We start from the raw sequence: 17,094 nt of genomic DNA on the forward strand, positions 1-17,094 counted from the left end.
ATCAGATTTCACGCTGTTCTGAGTTGTTGATAACGTTGTCACGCTTATCACCTGTCTTATTCATCACTTGCCACGCAAAGATGGCACATACAATATAGCCTAATGTTGTCATAATACTAATCATCCAAAGCGCTTCAAAATGCGTCATTTTATGGGTGGATGCAAAAAACAATGCCAAAATAATAAACACAAAGCGAATGGACTCTGCAGTAATTTGCATATAAAAAGCCTCACATACTTGGAAAACGCCATTAATTGGTTGTAACACCATTTTTGTGAAATACATTAATGATAGTATTTGAATAAATGTTACCGTCGTATCCCAACCATGACCAAAGAAAAATGTAAAACCAATTGGTGCTAAAATATCGATGCTAGCGATAATAACAAATGCGATAATAAATAGATGCTTCACTGTCTCTAAGCAATGTTTCTTTAAATCTTGTCCTTCTTGCATCATTTTGGCAGCTTGTGATAGATAAACTTGTGTTGCGGAAAACCCAACAAGATTTTCTGGCACTGTTAAAATTTTTTGTGCCAGATAATAAAAACCTGCTGTAGCAACATCAAAATAAGCCGCTAGAAATAATGCCGGTAAATTAACAGCAACGCTATAAATAACATTTGAAATGCTTGATATAAGTGGAAATTTTTTATAGCGTACAAGTATTTCTTTTGCCTGATGAAACGTTGTATGATTCGCTTGTTGTAAATCTTTTTTATAATAGCGTACATACTGTATCATGCCTGTTAACCGCCCCAGCATTTCTCCGAGCAATAAGCCGATGACACCAATATTTAAAAACCCAAATACTAATTGTCCAAAACCTTGTCCGGTATTCATCGAAATTTTTGCTCGATTAATAACGTCGTACTGCTCATAACGCAATGCCCAATTATTCATCGATTGGAAAATGCCTACAAATAATAAGCTCAGCCCTAAAATCCAAAAGAATGAATGCGTTTCACCAATGCCAATCCAAGTCGTAAAAGGGGTCGTCACAAGAAGTAAAATAACGATTCCTGCTACGATAAATGTACTAGCATTTGCAATGAATAATAAAGCCAGCGCCGCCTTTTTTTCTTTTGGCAACACAAGAGCCGCTTCATAACGCAACGAGACAATAATCATCAACACATATAAAATCGACGTAAAAATGGACAATACCCCAAAGTCTTCCGGTGTATACAGTCTCGTTAAAACGGGTGTGATGCAGAGCAGAATGATGCTTGAAACTGCTGAACCAGCAACTAATACAGATAACGCACGAATAAAACGATGCTTCATTTGCTTCTGCAACCACTTCTTCATAGTCAGCTCCCCCTACTTCGCAATGACGATGCCTAAACGATGCATCTTCAGTTGAACGACCTTTTTTAAAATGGATTTCGCTTGCTTTAAAGTGGTTTTTTTCGCATCAACGCAATAAATAAACTGTGTTTGATTAGAGGCCACTAACATCGTTTCTGCGCTATCTAACTGTGATGTTTCAACGAGTACAATATCGTACTGTTGTTCTAACTCATTGTATTTTTGTTGTAATGCAGAGAATGGTGTTGCCGTACTATAGATGAATGCATCGGGCTCGCCTTCATTTGTTTTAACAAAGTGGGCATTCCCTTCTATTTGCTTTAATACAACTACCTGCTTATGCTGCGCTAATAATTGGCTAAGTGGTTGTAAATAACCGCTCTCTTCCTTTGCCGAATTTAATAATAAAACGGTTTTTTTACCCAATTTTACTTCTCCTTGAATTAGCGCCGCTATATGATAAAGCCACTGTTGAGCTGAGTCCTTCTTTGTAACTTTAGCAAGTAAAGGCACATTCAGACGCTGCACATTTGTTTCCGTATCTACCTTTGTGCTATAAATCTCTCACAGTAGACAATAACAAATTGCTAACAGGAGACCAATTACGCCACCAATTAAAATGCTTACTAATTCGTTAAATGTACTATCTTGATTCGATGTACTTTGTGTCGCTGGATTTAGCACAAGTGCTGTATTAATTTTTGAATAATTCGTCAATTCTTTTTTGAACACTGTCGCAATTTTATTAACTAGTTTTACAGGCTCCAGCTCATTATCTGCTTTCGCTGTAATCGTAATTAGTTGTGACGTGTTAATCATCGTAATTTTCACTTGTTCATTGTACTCATTTGTCGTTAAATCAAAATTTCCTTGCTCATTTACTTTCTTAATTAACGCACTACTTGTTAAAACTTCGCGATATGTCTCCATCATATTTTGCGTATACAATAGATTGTCGCTTTTATCTGTCTCAATTAAAATTTCTGTCGTCGCCTCATACTTAGGTTTCATTTGAGTAGAAATAACATACCCTAAGACAATTCCTAAAATTGTAATTAAAAGAATAAGCCATTTTTTACGCCATAGTACTAGTAACAATTCTTGTAATGAATAGGGAGGTTCTAGCGTTTTCATCCGTTAATACGCCCCCTTCCGTTTAATAACTTGCATAATCGTTTTTTGTACAATCTCCACATCCATCTTAAAATTAAAATGTTCTACATAATAACGATCAAATTCAATTTTTTGTCCATGATTAATAGTAGAACGCCCATTAACTTGTGCCCAACCAGTTATACCAGGTTTTACATCTAAGCGTTTTGTTTGATAAGGTGAATAATAGAATGCATAGCTAGGTGTCTCAGGACGTGGACCTACAATACTCATTTCTCCTTTTAAAACATTTAACACTTGTGGAAGCTCATCAATACTCGTTTTACGCAACCACTTCCCTACTTTTGTAATGCGCGGATCCTCTAAATTATCTTTGAACACGAATGTATCTGGGATACCATTTGACCAAGAACTCCGATTTTTTGAATTAACCGGTAAGCCCAATTGATTTGTATACATTGTTCTAAATTTCCATATTGTAAATATTTTTCCTTTTTTACCAACTCGCTGTTGTTTAAAAAAATAGGACGTCCATCGTTTACTAAAATCACAATAACCGCCAGCAAGAAAATAGGTACTAAAAATGGGAGCGCAAGAAGTGAAAATGTTAGGTCGAATATTCTTTTCCCAAATAATTTATATTGCTGCATAAATCCACCTCTTTATCTTCTTTCTATATTCTTTAGTTAAACTAAAATAAGGAAATCAAAACCCAATTTGTTATATTCCTTTGTAAATTGCTATAAAATGAATATATTTTTACTTTTTTTTACATAAAAATGTTTTTTAGAACTATTATATTTTTAAAAATTAAAACTAACAATATAAAACTAACTACTTATTACTTAATTATAAAATCACTTATTAAAACTTTAAAAAAATATAGGTATTTTAGGTTAACAATTATTTCTTTATTGGTAAATTTTAAAGTAAAAAAAGAAGACCCCCTTACGAAAGGTCTTCTTCATATTTTTAATTATTTTTTCGGTTGATCATCGTCCATTTTAAGAACAGCCATGAACGCTTCCTGTGGAACTTCTACTGAGCCAACTTGTTTCATACGTTTTTTACCTTCTTTCTGTTTCTCAAGAAGTTTACGTTTACGTGAAATATCGCCGCCGTAGCATTTTGCTAATACGTTTTTACGCATCGCTTTAATTGTTGAACGCGCAACAATTTTATTTCCGATCGCTGCTTGAATTGGCACTTCAAATTGCTGACGTGGGATTAACTCACGTAGCTTATCAACAATTACTTTACCTCGTTCATATGCAAAGTCACGGTGTACAATAAAGCTTAATGCATCAACCTGTTCAGCATTTAATAAAATATCCATCTTCACAAGTTTCGAAGGTTGATAGCCAATCATTTCATAGTCGAATGATGCATAGCCTTTTGTTGACGATTTTAATTGGTCGAAGAAATCATATACAATTTCAGATAATGGCATTTCATAGAAAATATTAACACGTGTCGTATCAATATAATCCATTGTTAAGAAATTCCCACGTTTACGCTGGCAAATTTCCATAACAGCACCAACATAATCATTTGGAACCATGATATTTGCTTTTACATAAGGCTCTTCGATTTGCTGAATCTTTTGTGGATCTGGCATTTCAGATGGATTCGCTACTTGAACTTCTTCGCCATCTGTCATTTGTACATGATAAATTACAGATGGTGCCGTTGTAATTAAATCAATATTAAATTCACGTTCAATACGCTCTTGAATAATTTCCATGTGTAGTAAACCTAAGAAACCACAGCGGAAACCGAAACCTAATGCTTGTGATGTTTCTGGTTCATATTGAAGGGCCGAGTCATTTAACTCTAATTTTTCTAATGCCTCACGTAAATCATTATATTTTGCAGTATCAATTGGATATAATCCACAGTAAACCATTGGATTTAGTCGACGGTATCCTGGTAATGGCTCTGCTGCTGCATTGATAACAGAAGTGACTGTATCACCGACACGCGTATCACCTACATTTTTAATAGAGGCTGTTAAATAGCCTACATCCCCTACTGTAAGGAAGTCACGTGGCGTCATTTTTGGGGTATGCACACCTACTTCTATAACTTCGAACTCGGCACCTGTCGCCATCATACGAATTGTATCGCCTGGTTTTACAGTTCCTTCTGCGATACGAATAGAAATAATTACACCGCGGTAGGCATCATAAACAGAGTCAAAGATTAATGCTTGTAATGGTGCTTCCGGGTCTCCTTCTGGTGCTGGAACTTTTTCTACGATTTGCTCTAAAATATCTTCAATACCAATCCCTGCTTTTGCAGAAGCTAATACTGCTTCTGATGCATCAAGACCGATAACATCTTCTACTTCTTGACGTACACGTTCTGGATCTGCAGAAGGTAAGTCGATTTTATTGATAACGGGCAAAATTTCAAGATCGTTATCAAGTGCTAAATAAACATTGGCTAATGTTTGAGCTTCAATACCTTGTGCAGCATCTACAACTAAAATAGCGCCTTCACAAGCAGCTAAACTACGTGATACTTCATACGTAAAATCGACGTGTCCTGGTGTGTCGATTAAATGCATTGTATATTCTTGACCATCTTTTGCCTTGTAGTTCAATTGCACGGCATTTAACTTAATTGTAATTCCTCGTTCTCGTTCCAAATCCATTGAGTCTAATAATTGATTTTTCATTTCACGAGATGTTAGTGCTTCAGTTTTTTCTAAAATACGATCGGCAAGCGTCGATTTACCATGGTCGATATGCGCGATGATAGAAAAGTTACGAATATGTGATTGTCTATCTAATAGTTCTTGTCGATTCATTTATTTTCACTCCTATTTAAACTACTAGAATTATAGCAGTCGCAGTAGTACATTGGCAATATTCCGTGCATTTCCTACGAAATTCTTAAAAAAAATGCACTTTTTTTCTGTCAAGTAAATATTCTTTGCATTTCTCTCTTGCATTTACATAACTTGCTTTGCTATAATAATGCTTGTTGTATTAGATACAGACACAAGTTGAGAATTTTGCTCATCTCGATTTATCCTAGGAGGTGAATTTCATGCCAAACATCAAATCTGCTATCAAACGCGTTAAAGTTGCAGAAAAAGCGAATGCTGCTAACGTACAAGTTAAATCTGCTATGCGTACTGCAATCAAAAAAGCTGAAACTGCTTTAGTTGCTAAAGACGAAAACGCTGCTGAATTATTAACAGCTGCAGTTAAATCTGTAGATAAAGCTGCTTCAAAAGGCTTAATCCACAAAAACGCTGCTTCACGTACAAAAGCTCGTTTAATGAAAAAAGCTTAATTCTATATAATATAGAAAGAAAAAAGACGTTCCGATCGGAACGTCTTTTTTCTTTTATTTTATATTATATCCAATCGGTTTCATCAAGAAAAACTCTAAAAATCGCGCACGATTGCCACTCATTGTTTTTAATTGTAAATCTACTTCACCTAAACCATAAAGGGCATCAAGCAATTGTTGGTCGCCAATATGCCCTCGGTCTTCAACAATTCGCTTCACACGATACGGGTTTACTTTCAATTGTTTTGAAATTTGTTGTGGGTGATACCCCTTTGTCAGTAAATAATACACGTTAGACATTAAGCGCACTTGAGATGATATTAATGCTACAAGCGCAATCGGTTCTTCTTTTTGTCGCAATAAATCATGATAAGTTGCTAAAGAAGTCGTTTTGTCTCCTCGAATATACGCATTCAGCAGTTTAAAAACATCTTGTTCAAGTGTTTTGGCGACCATTTCTTCTACTAATGGTGGTTCAATCAATTCATTTGAATTTGCTGTATACAATGCTAGTTTATCAATTTCTGAACGTAGTTGTAGCATATCCATCCCAACCATTTCAATCAGTTGCGCAATTGCCGCATCTGATATCATCGCATTACGATTAGTTACTTCATTTTTCACCCAGATAGCCAGATCGCGTTCTTTTGGTGTTTCAGCAAATAAATAAAGTGCATGTTCTTTCATCTGTTTCGTTATTTTTTTACGTTCATCCAACTTGGGATATGGTGCAATAAACACTGTTACAGAGGTATCTGATGGAAACTGCAAAAAACGCTCTAATTTCTTTAAATCATGATTCAGTTTCTCTTTCCCTTTTTCCGTTGCCTTTAAAAAAGAAGCATTTTTTGCAATCACTAACTTTTTATCGGAGAAAAATGGGATTGTATCTGCTTCATCGATTACTTCATCCACAAGATGCTCTTCTAAATCATAATTCATAATATCAAGTTCGCCTTGTTCTGCTAATTTATCTTTCAATCGACGCAGCGTTTCGTCGATAAAATATGTCTCTTCGCCAACAATAATGTAGACAGGTGCGATATGCCCGTTTGTGATTTCTTTCCATACTTTTTGAAACATATAACCAACTCCTATAATACGTTAAGTATACACAAAAAAAATGCCCACAGTCACCTTCCTCTATTGCTTATATCGAAAATCATACAAATTAACGATTCGTTAACACATACCAAGAGTCTTTCACAATCACCTCTATCGTTCCATCCTCTGCTGTATTTAACGTTGGAATTGAATTTGCGTCAAAACGCGCTCGAATTTCTTGCGCAGGGTGACCATAGCGATTATTAATACCTGTTGAAAAAATAGCAAGCTGCGGCTGCGTTGTTTGTAAAAATGCTTCTGAGCTTGACGTTTTCGAGCCATGATGACCTGGCGATAGAATGGTTGTATGAAGCGTTTTATCATCAAGAAGCTGTGATTCCCCTTCTGCTTCAATATCGCCTGTTAAAAGCGTTGAAAATGCGCCTTTCGACACTTTTAGTACCAGTGAATCATTATTTCCTTCATACGTCGTATCACGTGGCCAAATATACGAAAAACCCACCTCTCCTTTGTTAAAAGTATAACCCGCCATTCTTTCTCGTACAGGAATATGTTGACGCAATGCTTCATCCATAACATCTTTCATAACTGCTTTTTGTGAAGAATTCGGTGTAATATGCACTTCCTTCACTCGAAGCGATTGCATGACTTCCTCTGCTCCTTCTACATGATCAGCATCTGCGTGTGTCAAAATAAGCGTATCAATTGTGGTAAGTCCTCTTCCTTTTAAATAAGGAACGACGACTTGTCGCCCAACTTCATACGGCGAATCACTCGTTTTCCATGCTTCATCTTGAAAACGTAATACACCACCTACATCAATGACATAAACACCTTGGCGATGCGGCAATTCAATAATCGTACAATCTCCCTGTCCAACACTTAAATACGTAATACGAAGCTCATCATTTAATAATGGATTTATTTCAAGCATCATGACAGGAATTAATATGGTACAACTAGCTATAATATAGCGTTTTTTTTCGAATGCCAAAAAAAGAATAAATACTCCAACCATCGCAATGCCCAACCACAGCATATCTGGTTTACCCGGTTGCCAAAGTTGATAAGGCTGTTTTGACATCCAAAGTAAAAACGTCGTTAAATGTTCGCGTAGAGGCTCATAAATACTTAAAAACAGCGCGTTTAACTGTGGCGATAGATACGACAGCATCAAAAAAAAGATATTAAGTGGCAACACAATAAATGAAAATAAAGGCACCATCAGAATATTAACAAAAAACGAGGATAAACTAAGTTCATAAAAATGATGTAACAGAAGCGGATAAACAAGCATCTGACATACAAAGGTTAAAAAGAAAGCATTTTTTAGCCAATGACTTGTCATTAAAATTTTTGTTGAATAAATAAGCGCGACTGTAGCCAAATAAGACAGCTGAAATCCTACTTGATAAATTACACTTGGATTATAGAGAACAAATCCAATAAAAGTTAATGATAATGCATCTGCAGCAGTTAATTTAGTTTGTCTAAGCTGTAATAATACAACAACCATCGTCATAGCTGCCGAACGCCAGACAGATGCTGAACTCCCTGCAAGAACTGCATAAATTGGCAAAGCTATGAGCAAAATTATTTTTGCATGATGAAGACGCAAACCACAAAAAAGTAAAAGCTGATAAAATGCTCCTCCTAATAACGCAATATGAAGACCAGAAATTGCAAATAAATGCGTAATGCCTAATACTTGATAAGCACGAGATAAATCCGAATCGATATCCCGCTGATCACCAAATAATAAAGCCTTTGCCTCCGCTTGTAGCGATTCTGGAAAAGTTTCATCAATATGTGTTAAAAGTGTATAACGATACCTTCCAAGCTTTGTCATAATTCCTGTTTTATAGCGAATAACATTAAAATCCTCAATGTCATATATACCGATAGCATGCTGACTTTTTAAATAATCTATCATTGAAAATTGGTAGCGATGCAATGGCTTATTCGGTTCTGTTAGTTTCCCTTTTGCGTGAATTGTTAGACCTGCTAGTGCTGTATTTTCAATTTGTTCTTTTTGTTTTGCACTCTCTATCGCATATGCCACATAAACTCGACCGTATTCGGACATTGCAAAGCCACGAAGCGTGCGACCGTTGATTTTTGTATTATCTTGAAATGTTAGTTGAATGGTTGATGGGAGAGTTGTAGGTAGCTGTGAGGTCATATGTGTACGCCAAGCTGTTAAAAGTATTAAAAGAAGTAGCGTTATTAAAAATAACGTATTGTGACGACGCCAAATAAGGAAAATGACGTAGGGAATAAAAATCAAAAAAAGCTTTGGCGACACCGAAGCGGCTACTGTCGCTAATAATGTTGCCAAAGCCAAATAAATTACTTCGTTTCTAAAATGTGTTTGCCAAATAATTGCTCCACCTTCTGTTCATAAGGTGCCAATTCTTCTGACGTTGCTCCTTTATCGCGCAGCTCGTTGAGTAATGAAAGGTATAACGTGACTTTTTCATCGCTTAAGAAGTCAATCTTACGTTCATCAAATGGTACATGTACAACATTAACGCCTGCTTGTTTAAACAGTTCAATCGCATACGTATTATTTTTATAGTCTTTTGCATAATATAAATTTTTAATACCTGATTGAATAATTGATTTCGTACAAGGTAAACAAGGAAAATGCGTTACATATAAATCGGCGCCATTTGTTGGTGTACCATATTTTGCACATTGCAATAATGCATTGGTCTCTGCATGAACTGTTCTTACACAATGATTATCAACCACATAGCATCCTTTATCGATGCAATGGTCATCTCCTGATATCGAACCGTTATAGCCCCCTGCAATAATTCGTTTATCACGCACAATTGTCGCACCTACTGCTAGACGTGTACATGTGCTACGTAGCGCTAATAAATGACTTTGTGCCATAAAAAATTGATCCCATGTAATACGCTCCATATGAATGCCTCCTAATGATGTCCTACTGTCTAGTTTATCCTTTGACTCTTTTTGACGTCAATGGTTTTACAAGAGGTCAGACTATTGTACAGTAACAAGAGGTCTCAAACGTTCAACAGTTTTATCACCAAAACCTGAAACTTTTTTCAAATCATCAATGCTTTGAAAAGGACCATTTTCTGTACGATATTGAATAATTGTTTTTGCTTTTGCAGGCCCAATTCCATTAATCGTTTGCAAGCCTGCTTCGTCTGCCGTATTAATGTTAACGGCGGTTGTTGAAGATTGTGGTTCTGTAGACTGTGATGTAATCGCTACAGTAGGTGTTTCTATCTCTTCTCCCCGTTTTGGCACATAAATGACCATTTCATCTTGTACATGTGCCGCATGATTAATCGTTTTAGAATCCGCATTGTTTTTATAGCCACCTGCAGCTATTATCGCGTCGTATACGCGGTCTTCTGCATTTACAGTATAAACGCCTGGATTTTTGACAGCGCCCTTAACATCGACGGCTATTGTTGTTTGAATAGATGTCTGAGTAGTAGATTCTGATGTTTTAGATAAAACTTGTTCGTTAGAAGTAGTTGAGAGTTGTTCGATAGGTTCTAAAGGGGTTGTGTGTTCCGTAGATGATTGTTTGAAGAAATAGAAGAGGATGGCAACTAAAACAACGCTGCCAATTAAAAAATATTTTTTATTTTGCATAAAAAAAGGAATTAGCTTCACACCTTTCTTTCGGCATCCATAGAAGCTAATTCCAATATACAATATTTTCTAATTTTTACAAGTTTATTTTACACAATGAAAGAAAATTCTTTCTGAATCAATAGCCGGTGCTTCATCAGTAAAATCTGCTGTCACCGTTATATTCGTAAAACCAGCTTGTTGTAACATTGTCATGTACGTTTCAATCGCATACGTACGTTGATAATGTTGTTCCTCGAAACGTTCATACGTTCCATCAGCTGTCACAACATAAAATAACATATCATGCTTAACAGAATGAGCCGCTTCACCTGGCTCAGTATCCCATAAATACGTAATGTCTCCATCATCGTATGTGAATGGGCTATCCATGAAAATTTCATCCATTTTATAAAGTGAATGGACATCAAAGAACAAGTGACCACCTGTTTTTAATGCTTCATATACATGTGTAAATGTTTGTTCTACCGCTCGTTGTTCTGGCACATAGTTTAATGAATCAATTGGAATTGTCACGACATCCAGGTCATTAAATCCATCTAATTCATCCATCGATTGGCATACGAAGAAAACATTCACATTTTCCTCATAGCAGCGTTCACTTGCAATCATCAACATTTCCTCTGATAAATCCAAGCCACTTACATTGTATCCTACTTTGGCAAATTCAACAGCCATTACGCCTGTACCACAACCAATATCTAGTAAATTTTGATTGTTTGCAGCCGGTGCATGCTTTTTAACCCATTCCACATATGTTGCATACGGAATATCTGTCATTAACGCATCATACACTTCTGCAAAACGACCATAGCTATTACTCATTTGAATCAGTTGCGACGAATGTTTCTGGTGCATCGCCCCATAAACGTTCTAAGTTGTAGTAGCTACGTTCATCTTTGTGGAAAATATGCGCAACAACATCGCCTGCATCAACTAATACCCAGCGACCTGCGTCAAAACCTTCCATACGTTTAACTTCATGCCCTGATTTTTCTGCTTGCTCTTTTACTTCACGAGCGATTGCTTGAACTTGACGTTCAGAACTACCTGTACAGATTAAGAAATAATCTGATAGTAAAGAAATACCTTGCATATTTAATACGACGATATCCTCGGCGCGTTTGTCATCTACTGCTTTAAAAACTGTATCTAAAAGTTTGTGTGTCATTGTTAAATTCCCTTCTTAGTTAGCAATAAATCATTGTAACAATTAAATGAATCTGGAAAAACAGGTTGGTGTTTAGACATCAAAAATTGAATGGAATGACTAAGACATGTAATCATTAAGTCATTTAACTCCATTGATTTTGATGCTTCACGCAACATATCGACGTCTGGAAATTTACGATTTGGTTCAATCATGTCTGCAATATAGATAATCTTTTCTAAATCGCTCATTCCTATTCGACCTGTTGTATGAAAACGAATCGCATTGAGCATATCTTCATCTTCTACACCAAACTCTTGTTTCGCCACATAAGCACCTACTGGTCCATGCCATAATTCATGATGATATACCAATAAAGTTGGATCCATTTTCTGCTCAATAATTGTTTGCTTCATCCATTCGCGGTCTGCATATTTACATGAATCATGTAAAATTGCTGCAATTTCCGCTTTTTTCGGATTTTGTCCGAATTGCTCCGCTAGAGCCATTGCTGTGTCTGTTACGCCAATTGTGTGAATATAACGTTTCTCAGGCATACGGTCTTTCATCGCGGCAAGTAAATTAACGCGTTCCATATAATCCTTCCTCTCGAATATATTGTTCCACTGCTTCTGGCAGTAAATAGCGCACGGTTTTTCCCGTTTGTAGGCGCTCGCGAATAATCGTTGAAGAAAGGTCTATTAGAGGTGCTTCAACGAGCTCCACATCATATGTCGTCTCGCCAAAAAAACCAGGACGTTGTACCCCGACAAAATGCACAATTTTCATAAGCTCATCTATATGATACCATGTGCCAAGTGCATCAATACTATCTCCACCAATGATAAAGTAAAACATTACATCCGCTTCACGTTGCATTAACAATGTCATCGTTTCAAATGTATACGAGACTCCACCGCGCTCGATTTCAAAAGGCTCAAGCTTAAAACGGGGATTGTCCGCAATCGCAAGCCTCGTCATTTCGAGGCGTTCTTCTGCAGTCGCATCACCTTGCTTTATTTTATGTGGAGGTACAGCATTTGGCATAAAGCGCACTTCATCAAGTCCAAGCTGGTCGGCGACTTCATTTGCCATTATTAAATGAGCAATATGGGGCGGATTAAATGTACCACCTAATAGACCAATTTTCTTCATAACCATCATCCTTACGCGTGTGGTAATTCGATTTTACGGTTTTCACGTTTTGACGCTTGTTTATATAATACGACTGTTAAGCCGATTAATTGTACTAATTCTGCATCTGTGCCTTCTACTAATTCTGCTGCAACAACTTTTTTGTCATCTTCGCAGTTATCTAAAATACGCACTTTTAATAATTCGCGTGCATTTAATGCTTGGCGAATTTGTTCGCATTGTGCTTCATTGACGCCGCCTTTACCTACTTGGAAAATCGGGTCTAAATGGTGCGCTTCCGCACGTAAAAATCGTTTTTGTTTACCTGTTAACATCTATTTGTTTCCTCCTAAATTTGCGAGCAGAATGTCCTCTACGACGGCTGCTTTGGGATACACGTCAGTCCAGTAACTATAGGCAAGTGCTCCTTGATGGATAAACATGCCTAATCCTGTCACGACCGTGGCTCCCTTTTCTTTTGATTGTGCTAAAAATGGGGTCATTAATGGATTATACACAATATCCGCGACAATTGCAGTCTTAGATAAATTTTCGAGCGATAATGGCAGCGCAAATTCGCTATGATTAAGTCCTGCAGAAGTCGTTTGTACGATAATATCGAATTCACCAAGTTGTGTTGCCGCTTCATCTAATGACAATGCTTCTGCATTTGTGTCAAGTTCATTACAAATTGCTTGTGCCTTCGATACAGTACGATTAGCAATTGCAATATTTGTATAGCCCTCCTGTACGAGTGCAAAACAAATTCCTCGTGAAGCCCCACCTGCACCAATGATTAATAGACGTTTGTTCTTATGCTGTGTACCTACCGCATCTTCTAACGATTTCACAAAGCCAAGTCCATCGGTATTATATCCTTTATACTGACCATTTTCGAGACGAACGACTGTATTAACAGCCCCCATCTTCTTAGCTAATGGATCTAGTTCATCTAATAGTGGAAGAATCGTTTCCTTATGTGGAATCGTAATATTAAAACCACTAATGCCTAAAACTTTCATCCCTGTAAATGCCTGCTCTAAATTTTCCGGTAGTACATGTAGCGGTAAATACGCCGCATCACGTTCTTCCACTGTCATCCACGTATTATGCATAAGTGGTGACAGTGAATGTTCTATCGGATTCCCAATGACTGCATACCATTTTTTCACATTAATTCCCCCTAAATAAGTGACGGACGAACCATTACTTCTACGCCAGCTGGTGCATGTGCTGCAATGACAACATCTGGATTTTGAATTGTAATCCAACCAAGACCAGAAAATACGATATCTGTTTTTCCTTCTTTGATTGAAAATTCATGACGCACTAGTTCTGGTAATTGCTCGATAAACTCTTTCGTTGGTGGCGCAAGAAGCTCCCCTTTATGTGTTGCATAAAGTTCATCTGCATTTTCTAACTTCGTACGGTGAATGTTTAAGTCATTCGCAATGTGCACAGTAAAGTTTGAACGCATTCCTTGAATAAAATCAAAACGTGCTAACGCGCCAATAAATAACGTTTGTTCTGCATTTAATTGGAATGTTTTCGGTTTAATTTCTTTCTTCGGCATAATATATTTTAACTCTGACGGATCAATATAGTGTGCCATTTGGTGATGATTAATAATCCCAGGTGTATCAAAAATTGCTTTTTTATCATCTAATGGGATTTCAATCATATCAAGTGTTGTACCTGGGAAGTATGATGTTGTAATAATATCTCCTTGTCCAGTTGCTTGTTTGATAATACGGTTAATGAATGTTGATTTTCCTACATTCGTACAGCCAACTACATAGACATCTTCACCGCGACGATATTCTTCAATTTTTGTCATTGCTTCTTCAATGCCTGTCCCTTTGTGAGCAGATACGAGTAAGACATCAATTGGTTTTAAACCAAGTTGTTTTGCTTCTTGACGAAGCCAGTTAACAACTTTTTTAGGATTAATTGATTTTGGTAATAAATCGACTTTATTCGCGATTAAGAGTACCGGATTATTCCCTACAAAACGGTGTAAGCCTGGCAACCAACTTCCGTTAAAGTCGAAGATATCTACAATTTTCACAATCAATCCTTTTTGTGTACCAAGGCCATTTAAAATACGTAAGAAGTCATCATCTGTTAATGCGACTGGTTGTAATTCATTATAATTTTTTAAACGGAAGCATCGTTTGCAAATAATTTCTTCTTTTTCTAAAGCAGATGCTGGTGCAAAACCAGGTGCTTTTGGATCTTCCGTTTGGATTTGCGTGCCGCAACCAATGCAGTGTGGCATTTCGTTCATAATTTATTTTTCCCTCCAAGTTTCAATACCTTTTTTGCGTAAATAATTAAATACGCGACGTTCAAGGCGACGGTTTAATTTTGTAACAAGGCCGTCTGATTGAGCGACAGGTTTCACTAAAATTGTATGCAGATGAAGTGCATTCGCACCAAGCATATCCGTCATCATCTGGTCTCCTAGCATCAACACTTGATGTGATGGTAGATTCATCAATTGTAAACCACGCCGAAAAGCATTTGTTAATGGTTTTCTAGCTTGGAAAATGTACGGTAAATCAAGTGGTGCTGCAAAATGCTTCACACGTGCCTCTTTATTGTTTGACACAATGACCACTTGAATGCCTGAATCACGAATAAGCTTTAGCCAAGCCATTAATTCTGGCGTGGCATCTGCGCGGTCCCATTCTACTAATGTATTATCAAGGTCTGTAATAATCCCTCTAATTCCTAAAGAATGTAATTTCTCAGGTGTCACGTCATAGACAGAATCAACAAACTCTCTTGGCATAAAACGTTTATACAAAACTATTTCCCTCATTTTTCGATTATTCATTGTGCAACAAGTTACTTAAACGATTATAACACATCCGCAAACGCTTCACCCACTCGGATTGATGCGTTCTTTTGAACATTATTTAAGAATGTTACACAATCTTTTTCAAATAGCATAATCACTGTCGAACCAAATTCAAAATAACCAACTTCTTCGCCCTTTGTCCATTGCTCTGTCGTATTTGTCAGTTTAATTGAATTAACAAACATTGCACCCACTTTAATAAATGCAGCGTTTCCACATGTCGCGCTTAATTCCGTAACAAGTCGATAATTATGCGATAGCGGTTGCTTTCCATATGTTAAACCTAATTGATTCACTGGATAAGAATGATTACCAAGCACATACTGACGAAGTACGGTCGCATCTAACGGACTATGTATACGATGATAATCTGCTGGACTTAAATAAAAGACAATAAATTGCCCCTCTTCATAGCGTTTCGCATGTTCTTCTTTCCCTAATAAATCTTGAAGAGAATAATTTTTTCCTTTCACCCTAAATTTTTGCTGTACTGTAATATTTCCAAAAGATTCGATTTTTGCATCTACTGGGCTAACAATTTCATTTGAGGCAATTGGGCGTGCTTCTGTCATTAATTTTCTTGTGAAAAATGTTTGTAAAGTTGGAAATTCATCTAATTCTTTTGAAACTTCTGTTGTATCAATTCTGTAGAATTGTTTATATGATGGAATGAAACTTTTGCTAATACGGCTCGTCATTATATGTTGAAGCATTTTTGATGTTATTTTGTTATTTGTTAGTTCGATCATAGTGCGGTATACTTTTTCTTTAAGCATCTAGTTTAAACTCCCTTGTTATCTGTTTGGTTTCTTAACTAACAGTATAATAAAGCTATAAGAAAATAAAGGAGCATAATTTATGTTTTTACTCCAAAGAGTCGATGAGACTATAAAAAAAGTAAAGTCACAACTAGCGAATATTGTTACTTTATGTAATATTTCATTCGGTGGTGCCTCGATTATGGCAACGTTTAACGAAGCCTATAGTCATGCCGTCCTTTATATTTTCATTGCAGCGCTGTTGGACCGCTACGATGGGAAAATCGCTCGAAAATTCAACCAAGAATCTGAACTTGGTAAACAACTTGACTCAATGAGTGATATTATCTCATTCGGTGTCGCTCCGGCCTTATTATTATATTCATATGTATTATTCCAACTAGGTCCTGTAGGTATGATTGCAGCCGTATTATATATTGTATGCGGCGCATTTCGTCTTGCGCGCTTCAATGTCACTGAAGCAAATGGTTGTTTCACGGGATTACCTATTACTGCAGCAGGTGTTATTTTAACCGCTTCATTCTTGATTGCACCATTTATCAATCCAGGAGTTTACTTGGTTATTTTCCTTGTACTATCTTATACAATGGTTGCAAATTTTCAGCTAAAAAAAATATAGTGGACAAAATGTAAGAGGCTGGGACATAAGTAGAAATTCCAGTCTTTAATAGAGAAGGTGATGTCGAATTTGACATCACCTTCTCTATTTTTATGCGCAAATTGGGAATTACCATTC

General features: G+C 36.7%; 20 protein-coding genes. 2 read left to right on the plus strand and 18 right to left on the minus strand.

The features are described from left to right. Position 1: 1 nt before the first annotated feature. From ACFSY7_RS10140 to lepA, 5 genes are all read right to left on the minus strand, one after another. Positions 2 to 1,312, minus strand: a complete 1,311-nt coding sequence (locus tag ACFSY7_RS10140) for a lipopolysaccharide biosynthesis protein (protein ID WP_380147756.1) — start codon at positions 1,310 to 1,312, stop codon at positions 2 to 4. Positions 1,313 to 1,324: 12 nt separating this feature from the next. Beyond that, positions 1,325 to 1,738 (minus strand): hypothetical protein, encoded by a 414-nt coding sequence (locus ACFSY7_RS10145; protein ID WP_380147757.1) that lies wholly within the window; start codon positions 1,736 to 1,738, stop codon positions 1,325 to 1,327. Between the two features lie 138 nt (positions 1,739 to 1,876). Beyond that, positions 1,877 to 2,446, minus strand: coding sequence for a YveK family protein (locus ACFSY7_RS10150; RefSeq protein ID WP_380147758.1), 570 nt, complete (start codon positions 2,444 to 2,446; stop codon positions 1,877 to 1,879). Positions 2,447 to 2,449: 3 nt separating this feature from the next. Next, positions 2,450 to 3,061, minus strand: coding sequence for a sugar transferase (locus ACFSY7_RS10155; protein WP_380147766.1), 612 nt, complete (start codon positions 3,059 to 3,061; stop codon positions 2,450 to 2,452). 340 nt (positions 3,062 to 3,401) lie between these two features. After that, positions 3,402 to 5,237, minus strand: a complete 1,836-nt coding sequence (gene lepA / locus ACFSY7_RS10160) for a translation elongation factor 4 (protein WP_126991144.1) — start codon at positions 5,235 to 5,237, stop codon at positions 3,402 to 3,404. A 242-nt stretch (positions 5,238 to 5,479) separates the two neighbouring features. Between lepA and rpsT the strand changes: the two genes are divergently transcribed. Next, complete coding sequence (gene rpsT, locus ACFSY7_RS10165; RefSeq protein ID WP_126991143.1) at positions 5,480 to 5,728, plus strand: 30S ribosomal protein S20; 249 nt, start codon at positions 5,480 to 5,482, stop codon at positions 5,726 to 5,728. Positions 5,729 to 5,782: 54 nt separating this feature from the next. Here rpsT and holA read toward each other — a convergent pair whose 3' ends face one another. From holA to ACFSY7_RS10230, 13 genes are all read right to left on the minus strand, one after another. Further along, complete coding sequence (holA, locus tag ACFSY7_RS10170) at positions 5,783 to 6,811, minus strand: DNA polymerase III subunit delta (protein WP_126991142.1); 1,029 nt, start codon at positions 6,809 to 6,811, stop codon at positions 5,783 to 5,785. A gap of 88 nt (positions 6,812 to 6,899) precedes the next feature. Continuing rightward, entirely contained in the window at positions 6,900 to 9,131 is a 2,232-nt protein-coding gene (locus ACFSY7_RS10175) for a DNA internalization-related competence protein ComEC/Rec2 (RefSeq protein WP_380147759.1), read from the minus strand. 11 nt (positions 9,132 to 9,142) lie between these two features. Beyond that, on the minus strand, positions 9,143 to 9,724 hold the full coding sequence (locus ACFSY7_RS10180; protein WP_126991141.1) for a ComE operon protein 2: 582 nt from the start codon (positions 9,722 to 9,724) through the stop codon (positions 9,143 to 9,145). A gap of 81 nt (positions 9,725 to 9,805) precedes the next feature. Then, entirely contained in the window at positions 9,806 to 10,432 is a 627-nt protein-coding gene (locus ACFSY7_RS10185; RefSeq protein WP_126991176.1) for a helix-hairpin-helix domain-containing protein, read from the minus strand. An 84-nt stretch (positions 10,433 to 10,516) separates the two neighbouring features. Then, the gene (locus ACFSY7_RS10190) at positions 10,517 to 11,257 is read right to left on the minus strand and encodes a class I SAM-dependent DNA methyltransferase (RefSeq protein WP_380147760.1); all 741 of its coding nucleotides are present in this window, start codon (positions 11,255 to 11,257) and stop codon (positions 10,517 to 10,519) included. Further along, positions 11,250 to 11,603, minus strand: a complete 354-nt coding sequence (rsfS, locus tag ACFSY7_RS10195) for a ribosome silencing factor (protein WP_126991139.1) — start codon at positions 11,601 to 11,603, stop codon at positions 11,250 to 11,252. Before rsfS ends, ACFSY7_RS10190 begins: the two co-directional genes overlap by 8 nt. A 2-nt stretch (positions 11,604 to 11,605) precedes the next feature. Then, complete coding sequence (gene yqeK / locus ACFSY7_RS10200; RefSeq protein WP_126991138.1) at positions 11,606 to 12,178, minus strand: bis(5'-nucleosyl)-tetraphosphatase (symmetrical) YqeK; 573 nt, start codon at positions 12,176 to 12,178, stop codon at positions 11,606 to 11,608. Continuing rightward, positions 12,165 to 12,737 carry a nicotinate-nucleotide adenylyltransferase gene (locus ACFSY7_RS10205; RefSeq protein WP_139992444.1) on the minus strand — a complete coding sequence of 191 codons (573 nt, stop codon included), beginning with the start codon at positions 12,735 to 12,737 and terminating at the stop codon, positions 12,165 to 12,167. Before ACFSY7_RS10205 ends, yqeK begins: the two co-directional genes overlap by 14 nt. A gap of 11 nt (positions 12,738 to 12,748) precedes the next feature. Beyond that, entirely contained in the window at positions 12,749 to 13,051 is a 303-nt protein-coding gene (yhbY, locus tag ACFSY7_RS10210) for a ribosome assembly RNA-binding protein YhbY (RefSeq protein ID WP_126991136.1), read from the minus strand. Next, positions 13,052 to 13,888 carry a shikimate dehydrogenase gene (gene aroE, locus ACFSY7_RS10215; RefSeq protein WP_380147761.1) on the minus strand — a complete coding sequence of 279 codons (837 nt, stop codon included), beginning with the start codon at positions 13,886 to 13,888 and terminating at the stop codon, positions 13,052 to 13,054. A gap of 11 nt (positions 13,889 to 13,899) precedes the next feature. Beyond that, positions 13,900 to 15,003 (minus strand): ribosome biogenesis GTPase YqeH, encoded by a 1,104-nt coding sequence (gene yqeH, locus ACFSY7_RS10220; protein WP_380147762.1) that lies wholly within the window; start codon positions 15,001 to 15,003, stop codon positions 13,900 to 13,902. Positions 15,004 to 15,006: 3 nt separating this feature from the next. Further along, positions 15,007 to 15,525 (minus strand): YqeG family HAD IIIA-type phosphatase, encoded by a 519-nt coding sequence (locus ACFSY7_RS10225; protein ID WP_380147763.1) that lies wholly within the window; start codon positions 15,523 to 15,525, stop codon positions 15,007 to 15,009. 53 nt (positions 15,526 to 15,578) lie between these two features. Continuing rightward, a complete protein-coding gene (locus tag ACFSY7_RS10230) occupies positions 15,579 to 16,355 on the minus strand; it encodes a phosphatidylserine decarboxylase (RefSeq protein ID WP_380147764.1) in 777 nt (258 codons plus the stop codon). Between the two features lie 82 nt (positions 16,356 to 16,437). Here ACFSY7_RS10230 and pssA point away from each other — a divergent pair, with 82 nt between their 5' ends. Further along, positions 16,438 to 16,977, plus strand: a complete 540-nt coding sequence (pssA, locus tag ACFSY7_RS10235) for a CDP-diacylglycerol--serine O-phosphatidyltransferase (RefSeq protein ID WP_126991132.1) — start codon at positions 16,438 to 16,440, stop codon at positions 16,975 to 16,977. Positions 16,978 to 17,094 lie beyond the last annotated feature (117 nt).

Source organism: Kurthia populi, assembly GCF_042686175.1.
Taxonomy (GTDB): Bacteria; Bacillota; Bacilli; order Bacillales_A; family Planococcaceae; genus Kurthia; species Kurthia populi.